The organism is Sphingobacterium sp. SGG-5 (genome assembly GCF_011043525.1).
Classification (GTDB): domain Bacteria; phylum Bacteroidota; class Bacteroidia; order Sphingobacteriales; family Sphingobacteriaceae; genus Sphingobacterium.
This window is the reverse complement of sequence record NZ_JAAKGO010000015.1, coordinates 42,906-53,482: the sequence shown is the minus strand read 5'-3', so window position 1 is coordinate 53,482 and position 10,577 is coordinate 42,906. Positions and strand designations below refer to the sequence as shown.

Here is a 10,577-nt window from a genome sequence, read left to right as displayed (position 1 = left end):
AAATTGATAGCATACCCGTGCTTTATCAATTATATCAAAATACGCCTATTTCCACTTTAAAGTATGATTTTTATATTATTTGGGTATATTTGAATACACATGAGTATAATATTATCGTGCCATAAATCGTGCCAATGAGATTAAAGATTACTGACGGAACCGTTAACTATATCTTACGTAAAGATACAAAAAGTAAGGATGATCTGTATGCCTTGCAGCTTAGATATTCCTTACATGGAAATACTCCGGTGTCCTACATGATAGGAAAATCTATATTACAGGAAAATTGGGACAATGACGAAAAAGAAGCTATCTATATTTCAAAACCGATCGCTAAGAAATTAGCCCCGGATGTAAATTTCAATCTATTCCTTTCTGCCCACGGTGTAGCAGAGATAAACGCCATGCTTTCAGATATAGAGTTGAAGATAAAAGGTATTGAGGATAGATTTAGAATGGATGGCGTGGATTATTCGGGATCTGATGTGATCTATGAACTTAAAAACATGATGTCCGGGAAATCGAGGCAAAAGATCGATAAAGGAAAAAAAATATCGGTCGTTGACTTTATTGAAGGTAATGAAAATGAGAACAAGGGCAAACTAACCGAAAGCACGATAAAGCATTACACTACCATACGAAACATGCTTTCTGATTATGACACTTTAAAAAAGAAAGTACATTATACTCATGATGCCGGCTTTGATTACTTCAATGGTGTAGCCTTATTCATGGTGTCAAAGGGCTTGGTTAACGCTACCATAAAAAAGAGACTGGCCCAACTGCGGGTATTCCTGGACCGGGCAAGAAAGAAAGGATACCGAACTGACGAAAGTTTTAGGGATTTCTCATGGTCGGAAAAAGAAACCGATGTCGTCGCTCTCACTATGGGTGAGTTAAAGAAGATCGAAGCCGTAGAGCTGAAAACTGAACGACTTTCAAAGGTCAGGGATGTATTTGTTTTCATGTGTTATACCGGCTTGCGTTTTTCTGACGTGTTGAATTTAAAAAGACACAATATTAGGGGCGATTTTATCCGTCTGACGGCACAAAAGACAAAAGACCTTAACGGAATACCTTTATCCAATAAAGCCCGGGAAATCGCAGATAAATACATCGTATCGGATAACGACTTGGTATTCCCTATTCCGAGCCATCAAAAGTTTAATGAGTACATTAAAGAAGTCGCCGAATTAGCCGGATTGACGGAAACCGTTGAAAAGGTCCGGTTCAGCGGAGCCAAAAGGATAGTAAAGACTTTTCCCCGTAAGGATCAGGTTACTGCACATACAGCAAGGAGGACGTTTGTAACGCTATCTTTAGAACTTGGAATGAAGGCCGAAGAGATTATGCCTATTACCGGACACAGAAGCTACAAGAGCTTTAAAAGGTACGTGAAGATAACGGAGAAAAGAGCTAAAGAAGCTTTGTTGAATGCTTGGGATAAATAAAAGTAGATAATTTATTTTAATATCTTGTGTATCTTTTTGGCGTATTATTACTATGTTTGATAAAACCAAAATATAAAATATGACTTTTATTGCGAGTGTAGCGGCAAAAAGAGGGGTTGCAGTCATAGCTGACTCTCTTGTTACTTCTCAGCAGGGTGTGTTAAGTTTCAACAATTATTTGAATTATATCCAAAGAAAAGCTGAAGAAACCGGAGATGAAAATGTGCAAATAAATGCGCATGATCTTATTTCATTATTCCGACAAGAACCCAGCTTTACAAAGGACTTCGAAGATAAATTATTGAAGATTAATAATTACTCATGCCTCACTACTTGTGGATCTGCTTATATCAACAGTAAGAGTATATCAACAATAACCGAGGAATTTGTTTATGAAAACAATGTTAGACTCAATAATCAAAATGATTATATATCTCCTGACGAAATAATAGAGATGGTAAAATCCCATTTCAACAACGAAATATCCTCTCACTTACAAACAGGAGCAGATTTGGGCAATTTCGTTCTTATATTGACTCACTATGATATTGTAAATAAAGAAACTACTTTTAAAAAGATATTCACAAAATATTTACCGGCTTCCGATACAGAAATTGGAGCCGATTACTTTAGCGATTTCGTTTCTTATGGCAGTGTAATATGTGATGGTCAGAATAAAATATCCGATTCCATTTTATTCGGTTTTTCTAACGATATGTATTTTAAATTTGCTGACATAGTAAGAATAGCACTTGACAAACTAAATATAAATGAGGATTTACTAACCACAGATATATTGATGGATATAAGTTCAGATCAGCGGTTTTTAGACCTCGCTTTTTCTGATATGCAGATTTATAACTTAAACGATTTAAGCCTGCAGCAAGCTATTGATTTGGCTTCATTATTGATGCGAATAGAAGTAGATTTCCAGAAGTATACGAAAAACATACCTACCGTAGGCGGTCTGATAAAGTTAGCAGTAATTGACGATGAAGGATTCAGATTTATATCTGGAAATGAATTAGAGGTTCCAAGACATTTAAAAAGATAATAATCATGAAAAACGCAAAAAGCAACTTAATGTCTGAAAAAAGTCAGATGATTAAATCACGATTTGAAATGTTAACCAAAATAAATGAAAGCTTTCAAAAAGTCAATTTGAATAAATTTAAAGAAGCTTCATCCAATAAGAAGATAACTTTTGTCAATCTAAAAGGTTAACATTTCTCACATTAGGCACAATATAGCCTTGAATTAAAATTAAAGGGGATTAATTTTAATTTTTTATATGTGTCCAAAAAACCTACTCCATTCCTCCCGGAAGTTGTAGGGTTTTTCTATTTACGAATAAGCGCTAATAACGGAATTAATTGCAACCGGTATTATAGCTTTTATTGTTTCGAACGTTAGTGAAAGACCTCCTTTTTTCGCTATATCTTTAGTTTTATTCCATATGGTGTCATCTAACATTTGCCTTAAAAACTCGTGACCTTGAAAACTCACGTCAACTTTGAATAAGTTAAATTCGCTTCCACTGTCACAGCAGTAAACCTTATGTGATACATAACCGGCTTCCGACATTTTCTTGATTTGATAAAAAACATGTTGATCGTCTACATCTTCAATGTGCGGGAATCGCTGTAATCCATCGACACCTCCGTGCTCTTCGATTGTTTGCAGTATCTTTCTGCATAATTCAATGTCTAATTTCATTGTTATAAACCTTTAAGAACAGACCATTCTATTGCCCCACTAAATTACTTAGCATAAAATACGATTCCAAATCACCGTGCAGAGTTTGGGGATTCTTGCTATATTTAGTCATGAGTGGACTGACAATAGAAGATATTGCTGAATACCTTGTGAACAAGACTTTAGCTAAGCCTCAATTAACTAAAAAAGAAGCATGTATGTATTATGGAGCGCAAAGAGTTAAGTTTTGGCTAAAGCACAGATTGTTAAAGCCAGAGTCACAAAACGGGAAAAATACAACGATCTACTATAATCACAAAGACATCATTAAGCTTTCAAGGGAATGGTATCATATACATGCGGAAGCAAAGGATAATGAAGATAATAGATAGTAAGTCCTAATACATGTTAATGAATTCCCTTACATGCTTTGATATTTTAGACACATTAATCAAATCCAACAACAAAAGCGCTACGATCATAAACATTATTGATAATAAAAAAAACAATAAATGATTCCTTCCTTTCGCTATGTCTTTTTTAGGATCTGAACTTCCAATGTAAACCATAACAACTATCATTAAAGAAGTCCAAGACAAAAACAAAGGCAATATAGATAATATTTTGCGCCAAAAATCGACGTTTGTAAACCACGGAAAAATAAATATAAAAATCAATATTAATATAGCAAATAAATATACTGTATTAACTATTGCCGAAGGTATCTTGAATGAATTAATTCTTGATGTATAATTAAATCGTAAGTTAATATTTTCAATATTGCAATAAGGCACAATGAAAGTATCTCCTTTAATCTCTACAAATTCTTTTGTCCCTTGGTTCTTTTTTACTCTTTTTTTTGCAGCCTTTAAAATAATTTTATCTAATTGACCATACTCGTCAAGAAAGTAATCCTTTAATATACCGGAATAAAATACAGGATTGTCATTTTTGGACTCTTTGACAATTATATCCAATTCTGTAGAATGATATTTCTTTTTTTCCAAGGATGAGTCTATACTTTGAGATGCCTCATTTCTGAAAATATAATTCCACTCGTTTGCAAAACGCAGAGGAGAAAAAGTGACATCAAGTCTAAAATACCTGATTAATTTATGTAGAAAATAACCACACAAGCATGCTATAGCTATAGAAAAGATAAAAAAAGCAAAAATTAACTTTAATTGTTTATAACTAACCTTGGGAAGATATCCCTCATGAATAGATTGATAGATGTTGTTAGCTCTTATGTAAATTTCATCAAATGTTAAGCTAAACGTAAACTTAACAATGAATATAGATAGAATCTGTATAATTAACCCCCAAAATATGCTCGTAATAGCTTTATCAGCAAACACTCCCTTGCCAAACTCATTTGCAAATTTTGCTTGAAAATAGAAGCGCTTAAAAAATATGCCTGGCACAATTAAAATAACAATATAAAATATTGTTATTATAGTGATCCCAAAATTCATACTTATCGAGTCAACTCAAGCGGTTGCTTATTCTTTAATATTATAGTGACTTTAGGCTCTTTGTTCCCATCTTTCTCAAGCTGCCTTAATTTCGCTAACCCGTCAATATATGCTCTCTTATTGTCCTTATCTGACAATAGTTTTTCAGCATCATTGCTGATTACCTTCATGTCAGACTCTAAAAAGGTCGTAAATACCTCAGTAAGAACATTTGAAACTATTTTTATAAAAGGTGCCATATTCCTTTGTTAGATGAATACAATATTCTAAGGTTTAAAATTCGCATTAAATCAGTATTAACACTCACTCAAATTACTCTTCTACACGATCCTATTGATGATCGAGTCATCAAACATATAACATAAGTATAACATCTGCAACACCTCTATCTATAGCATCGCTATTAGCAATATTTCGACCTGTATCCCGTCCATCATCACCACGTTTACCTCCATAAGGCCAAAATGCCGACTTGTACGTTAATAACTATTACGTCTAAAGGATAAATCTCATTTTTACACAACATATTGTTAAAACGCATTAAATCGAGTCAATTAAAGCAAATTATATTTAATAACATGACATTAATATGACATATAAAGATGTTTGTAGAGAAGATATACTCAAAGCGTGTATATCTTTAGCCTAAACCTACATCTCCTGAGCTTTCGTCAATAGTTCCAGTAAGGTATACAAACAATCTATACGCATTGATACTATTGATCTGTCGTCGGATTCTGATACCTTCATATAGAAATACCAGTCCGACCTATAAACACATCCTAATTTAATTCCGGATCTGCTTGTAAAAAGTACTTCAGTATAATTCCTCGGATGTGTAGATATTACTTTGTCCCAAATATGTTCCAGGGATTTAATAAGCCCATCCAATTCGTCGATATCAATAGTGGACGACATCATTGTTGGATATTCAGCAATACCATCGGTATATTCGTACTCTATGTGTATGGCTTTTATTTCTTCCTTTGCTATTATATCTCTATAATGTACAAGGAAGAGTTCAATTTTAGAGATAACAGACCCAATAAGTATTTTTTCAGAACTGATCAGCCGGCCGGTCCGTTGGGAAAATATTTCTGCGAGGCTCTGTTTTTTATTTTCGATGTGGGGCATACCTTAATGTTATTTCCTACAATATTTTAAAAGTTTTCTACGAATAATACTTTAGTTAACATACTGTCTAAATAAAACTCCTGTGTTACCAGTATTTTAGCCCCATAGGCGTTGTTACCTCGATATGAATGGACTATCGAATAGCCAGATCCTTCACCAATCTCTTCTACCAGGTTGTCTATGCTCTTTAAGAGATATTCCTTTCTTTCTTCATCACTTGTAACATCAAGTAGTTTCTCAAGATAGTTATATTCCGAACTCCAGAAAACCATACCATCTTCCTCTTTTAAGTCCCCGAACTCTACCGGTTCATAACTTTCCGGATCATTCGCATTCTCCACAATGTACTGCTTAATAAGTTCTTTTGCTTTGTCTTCATTTGATAAGTGGCATGAAACAAATAGTATAAACGAAAAGGAGACTACAAGTAAATTTTTCATCAGCTATTTTCTTATTTTGCTATACGAAGATGTTGCTTTGATTTTCTTAATCTCCAAATCATCTTTCACCGGAAAGCGTATCGGAACCGAAAACGAAATTGTGTTAACCTCCGTTTCTGATTGTTTTTTTGTGATTTTTCCGCCGGCTTGGAAAACACTTAGTTTAACCCCTCCCCCGCCTTCTGACTCAGACTCTCCCTCTATGGTTATGCCTATAGTAAAATTGACTTCCTGCACAGCTCTTTTACCAGCCCTATCGTCTATAAATTTAACATCACCCACGCTTGTAATTGACGGGTTTACTATTGCATTACTTCCTTTGTCAGATAGTTGCTTTTGAGATTGTTCTATTCCCTCTACAACACTTAAAATAGTGTCATTTATGTATTCGCTAAGTTCCATGTCGATAACTATTTATCCATGATACTACTATCTCCATTCGTGTCCTCGTCTTTCCATCCTTCCAATTTTCTAAGGATTGCGCTCATAGTAGCAATTTGTTGCTCTTGGTTGCTTACTATCCTGTCTACCTTCCAGTACCATAACATCACAGCACGGAAGATAAGAAACGCAATAACGATCATTCCTATAACCAAAATTGATTGGATAATGAATGTTCCGTCTGGACCTGGGGCTGCCTGTAATAATGTATTTATCATAATTTACTTGGTTTAATATTCAAAGTTATCCAACTTACCCACTTGGCGGTAAATTACCTTTACGCTTTTCCTATGGAACGGCTTAACTGGATTAAAGTCTTTGTTTACCGAAGATACATAAAAATATTCATCATCCATACCATCGAATAGTTTGGTAACTATCCCGTCTATCGTCTGCCAAGTATACAGCCGACCTTTAACAAGATCGTCTGCACTCTCTACCGGCTTTCCGCAGAACCATGTATTTTCCGGGAATAACGGGAAAGCTGATTGTCCTCCAATCTGAAAGGCATAGGCTTCTCCTTTTATCAACGGGTAATAGATCTTTTCAATATTATCCTTTGTTCCAAGCCCGTCCCCATATCCTCTAAGAAATCCTGCATATGACCGGAAAGGAACTATCCAAAGATTGGGCTTAGTCCCTTCTTCAATCGTGCCGTCTCCCCAAATTTCATTTACACTTACTGCAAATGTTTCTGTTATTTTTTTTACCGTTTCTCTGGAAAGGTTTTTACTCTTGAAATATTGATACATGTTAGTTTTTGACACTTCCAGCATCTCAATAGCCTTTTTCATCGTAAACCTTTCCGACATTGGCTTACCCCTCTCTTTTTCGAACTGATTATCTAACCAATTTCGAAATTTTTCTCCTTGATACTCAATCATTTGCAAAATATGTACATATATTACGTACTTTTTATTTGCAAAGTGTACATATAGTATGTACCTTTGAAATAGTGAACGTTTAGTATATATTAAAACCTAAAGCAAATGTACACTTTTCGTTCACTTTTAAAGCAAATAGTAAATGATAGTATGTACATTATGAGTGTAAATGACATTGTACTGACAAAAGTTCCCAATAGGGTTCTAAACAGGTCGCCCAAAGGGTTAAAAGCACGATGCAAGACATTAAAAGTAGGTCAAGCATTGCCCGTAAAAACATTAGGATGGGCGGCCAACCTAAAAACCCAACTGAACGAAGCTACATGCCATAAATATGAGTATTGGACTGAACCCCAGATATCAGCACATAAGTATAGGCAGTTAAACGACATGCAAAGAAGATCTATTAAAGTATTTATCGGGAGGATTGCGTAATGAACCAACTAACCAAATTATTCTCCTACAACGGTAACGAGGTTACATTTAGGAATGCAGACGGAATAGCTTATGTAAATGCTACGGAAATGGCTAAACCCTTTGGTAAACATGCTTGGAAATGGTTAGAGTTACCTTCTACTATCGAATTTCTAAAGGCGTTGTCCGAAAATCGGAGTTTGGCTAAAAATCAATTAGTTATAAGTGTAAAAGGCGGGAACGACCCAAGCAAACGTGGCAACTGGTTCCATGAAGATGTTGCTCTTGAATATGCACAATGGCTTTCTTTAGACTTCAAATTATGGTGCAACGACCGGATTAAAGAGCTTTTACAGGTAGGTTTTACGGCCACTCCCCGGACCATAGAGGATATGCTTTCCAATCCCGACATGATAATCCAGATGGCTACACAGCTAAAAGAATTGCGCCGTGCCAATGACGAGAAAGACTACCACTTACAGAAAGCAAACGAAGTTATAGGCCTCGCTCTTCCAAAGGTAGAATACTACGAAGAGGTTTTGCAGTCAAAATCACAGATAACGACAAATATGATAGCTAATGAGATTGGAGTATCAGCCATTAAGCTTAACCAAATGCTTCGGGAGCGTCGTGTGATCTACAAGCAGGGTAACCAGTGGCTATTAACCGCTAAGTACCGGAACCAAGGTTATACAGACACTAAGACCTACACATATACAAAATCCAACGGTGAAACGGGAACCGATATACAGATGCGTTGGACGGAAAAAGGCAGAGAGTTTATACACAATCTATTCAGGAACTAAAAACTAAACAAGATAATGGAATTCAGTAGACAAAATTTTATAAGATACATAGTAATGTTCGTTGTATTTAATTTTTCCACTATAGCATCTGTTTTATTCATAGAAAACAGCATTAATTACAATAGGTTGGTCTTTTGCGCCCTATTCGTCTGGGTTCCTGTGAATGCCATCTTATTCATTCATTATTTCAGAAAATAGATCTCATTTTTTACGGAACAATAAACGTTCAACAGAACTTACAAACGAATACGAAATTATGACTAATAACAATATACTTTCATTCCCGAAGTTTTCAGATATCCATTCCTCGGAAATTGTCAAAGGAAACCATATAAATAAAAACATATACGTAAAATCGATTCCTTGTTTTGCAATGATTAATGGAAATATGGTCTTTAGGCTTTCAAATGTCATGGTAACATCGTCCATTTTTAGTTTATACACGGTATTGTTTATTGTCAATATATTAAAAATAAAACCGATAGAAATAGCAGAAAGTATTATTACCAATATACTGTTGTCAATAAGGAAGTTTCGGTCAAAGAAGTACCATGTTATAAAAGCCGGATACAATAGATTTAACGTAGCTATACACCCGAGCGCAAAGTCTCCTATTTTAATATCCTTAATAAATTCTAAGTCTATCAGTTTCATAACATAGTTTTTCAACAAAAGTAAACACAAAAATCAAATAAACAATAACATCTGAAATACAGATAGTTAAGCAATCAACAAACGATTGTTCAGGCGTGAGCTGTGCCTTGTAAAAAAGCTCAAATGATCGTGTCGCCAAGTGGTTTAAGGCATCTGTCCGCAAAACAGACATACACAGGTTCGAACCCTGTCACGATCTCCAGTAAGTCCGAATAGCACGTTTGGGACTATAATCAAAAGCCGATTTGACTGATCGTAAAACAGTCCGCTATATGACCATAAGAGCGATAACAGGTGTAGGGATGGTGTGGTACCGAAACCCGAAACAATAGAACAACCCGATGACTACCGCCGTGACGGTGTGGAGTATAGGCATGGAAGATACAAGTACATGTTGACAGATCGCGCCCCAACGAAGCACGCCAGGCGTTTAAGTAAGTAGTTGGTAAATGAGCTGTCTTGGCGTGCGTGCGCCAACTGACGAGTTCCAAAAGGACGAAACAGCAAGATATTAAAAGAGACGTTCCCCACGTGATGGGGTGAGTAAAGATATTTATACAAGAAGGGCCGGTAAATGCTCCGGCAAGGGTTGGGGACATAATCCTATTTTCCCTGCGATGTCTCTTTTTTAAGACCCTAAAGAAGGAGCCAGATTTAAGACCTTTTGACGGCTAATAACGTAAAGGTCACTAAGCCCGATGTATCCATGTCGGGCTTTTTCTATTTGTAAACAACTAATAAATCAAAATATGTTACAGGTAACAATCAATGAGGATCAGCTCAATTCGATAATAGATGCAGCTGTAAACAGAGCCGTTGCCAAAGAGCGGGAAAGTAATGAGGAAACTTCGCTTATGGACGGAGAACAAATATGTAAACGCTTTGGCGTGACTAAACAAACTCTTCAAAAATGGCGTGACCGTAAAGAAATACCTTTCGTACAGATTGGTACGGTGATCCGGTACGACTTCAACAAGATTATAAAATACAAAGAAATCAAAAGGAGAAGATAATTATGGAAAGAATATTAGACTTTATTCATCGCAATATATTCTTTATGGGCGATGCTGAAAGAGAGGTAGTAAAGGAAGCTTTGGAGACTCTTTTTTTTGGAGCACTGATACTAATCGGTGTCGTATTCATGTTTTATGCCCCGTACCTGGCACATCTAATTCAAAAATAA

At 35.6% G+C, this 10,577-nt stretch carries 16 protein-coding genes and 1 tRNA gene; 9 read left to right on the top strand and 8 right to left on the bottom strand.

Annotated elements, in window-relative coordinates; all coding sequences use genetic code 11:
• Positions 1–134 precede the first annotated feature (134 nt).
• The 3 genes from G5B30_RS16805 to G5B30_RS16795 all read left to right on the top strand — a co-directional run bounded on the left by G5B30_RS16805 (position 135) and on the right by G5B30_RS16795 (position 2,675).
• On the top strand, positions 135–1,451 hold the full coding sequence (locus tag G5B30_RS16805; RefSeq protein ID WP_165321175.1) for a site-specific integrase: 1,317 nt from the start codon (positions 135–137) through the stop codon (positions 1,449–1,451).
• Between the two features lie 79 nt (positions 1,452–1,530).
• On the top strand, positions 1,531–2,505 hold the full coding sequence (locus tag G5B30_RS16800) for a hypothetical protein (protein ID WP_165321174.1): 975 nt from the start codon (positions 1,531–1,533) through the stop codon (positions 2,503–2,505).
• Positions 2,506–2,510: 5 nt separating this feature from the next.
• Positions 2,511–2,675, top strand: coding sequence for a hypothetical protein (locus G5B30_RS16795; RefSeq protein WP_165321173.1), 165 nt, complete (start codon positions 2,511–2,513; stop codon positions 2,673–2,675).
• 120 nt (positions 2,676–2,795) lie between these two features.
• Here the strand turns inward: G5B30_RS16795 and G5B30_RS16790 are convergent, their stop codons facing one another.
• Positions 2,796–3,167 carry a DUF2513 domain-containing protein gene (locus G5B30_RS16790; protein WP_165321172.1) on the bottom strand — a complete coding sequence of 124 codons (372 nt, stop codon included), beginning with the start codon at positions 3,165–3,167 and terminating at the stop codon, positions 2,796–2,798.
• A 110-nt stretch (positions 3,168–3,277) separates the two neighbouring features.
• Between G5B30_RS16790 and G5B30_RS16785 the strand changes: the two genes are divergently transcribed.
• A complete protein-coding gene (locus G5B30_RS16785) occupies positions 3,278–3,538 on the top strand; it encodes a hypothetical protein (RefSeq protein WP_165321171.1) in 261 nt (86 codons plus the stop codon).
• Between the two features lie 6 nt (positions 3,539–3,544).
• Here the strand turns inward: G5B30_RS16785 and G5B30_RS16780 are convergent, their stop codons facing one another.
• The 7 genes from G5B30_RS16780 to G5B30_RS16750 all read right to left on the bottom strand — a co-directional run bounded on the left by G5B30_RS16780 (position 3,545) and on the right by G5B30_RS16750 (position 7,448).
• Entirely contained in the window at positions 3,545–4,621 is a 1,077-nt protein-coding gene (locus G5B30_RS16780) for a hypothetical protein (protein ID WP_165321170.1), read from the bottom strand.
• 2 nt (positions 4,622–4,623) lie between these two features.
• Positions 4,624–4,860, bottom strand: a complete 237-nt coding sequence (locus G5B30_RS16775) for a hypothetical protein (protein WP_165321169.1) — start codon at positions 4,858–4,860, stop codon at positions 4,624–4,626.
• 412 nt (positions 4,861–5,272) lie between these two features.
• Complete coding sequence (locus G5B30_RS16770; protein ID WP_165321168.1) at positions 5,273–5,755, bottom strand: hypothetical protein; 483 nt, start codon at positions 5,753–5,755, stop codon at positions 5,273–5,275.
• A 26-nt stretch (positions 5,756–5,781) separates the two neighbouring features.
• On the bottom strand, positions 5,782–6,195 hold the full coding sequence (locus G5B30_RS16765) for a hypothetical protein (protein WP_165321167.1): 414 nt from the start codon (positions 6,193–6,195) through the stop codon (positions 5,782–5,784).
• A gap of 3 nt (positions 6,196–6,198) precedes the next feature.
• The gene (locus tag G5B30_RS16760) at positions 6,199–6,597 is read right to left on the bottom strand and encodes a hypothetical protein (protein ID WP_165321166.1); all 399 of its coding nucleotides are present in this window, start codon (positions 6,595–6,597) and stop codon (positions 6,199–6,201) included.
• Between the two features lie 8 nt (positions 6,598–6,605).
• On the bottom strand, positions 6,606–6,779 hold the full coding sequence (locus G5B30_RS16755; RefSeq protein WP_165321165.1) for a hypothetical protein: 174 nt from the start codon (positions 6,777–6,779) through the stop codon (positions 6,606–6,608).
• Positions 6,780–6,866: 87 nt separating this feature from the next.
• Positions 6,867–7,448: a hypothetical protein gene (locus G5B30_RS16750; RefSeq protein WP_206367168.1), complete on the bottom strand. Its 582-nt coding sequence runs from the start codon at positions 7,446–7,448 to the stop codon at positions 6,867–6,869.
• Positions 7,449–7,679: 231 nt separating this feature from the next.
• Here G5B30_RS16750 and G5B30_RS16745 point away from each other — a divergent pair, with 231 nt between their 5' ends.
• The 5 genes from G5B30_RS16745 (at position 7,680) to G5B30_RS16725 (ending at position 10,577) form a co-directional block, all read left to right on the top strand.
• A complete protein-coding gene (locus tag G5B30_RS16745; RefSeq protein ID WP_165321163.1) occupies positions 7,680–7,955 on the top strand; it encodes a hypothetical protein in 276 nt (91 codons plus the stop codon).
• Positions 7,955–8,740 (top strand): phage antirepressor KilAC domain-containing protein, encoded by a 786-nt coding sequence (locus G5B30_RS16740; protein WP_165321162.1) that lies wholly within the window; start codon positions 7,955–7,957, stop codon positions 8,738–8,740. The genes G5B30_RS16745 and G5B30_RS16740 overlap by 1 nt, the downstream gene beginning before the upstream one ends.
• 779 nt (positions 8,741–9,519) lie before the next feature.
• A tRNA-Cys gene (locus G5B30_RS16735) sits at positions 9,520–9,596 on the top strand.
• A 547-nt stretch (positions 9,597–10,143) separates the two neighbouring features.
• Positions 10,144–10,407, top strand: a complete 264-nt coding sequence (locus tag G5B30_RS16730; RefSeq protein WP_165321161.1) for a helix-turn-helix domain-containing protein — start codon at positions 10,144–10,146, stop codon at positions 10,405–10,407.
• A gap of 2 nt (positions 10,408–10,409) precedes the next feature.
• The gene (locus G5B30_RS16725; protein WP_165321160.1) at positions 10,410–10,577 is read left to right on the top strand and encodes a hypothetical protein; all 168 of its coding nucleotides are present in this window, start codon (positions 10,410–10,412) and stop codon (positions 10,575–10,577) included.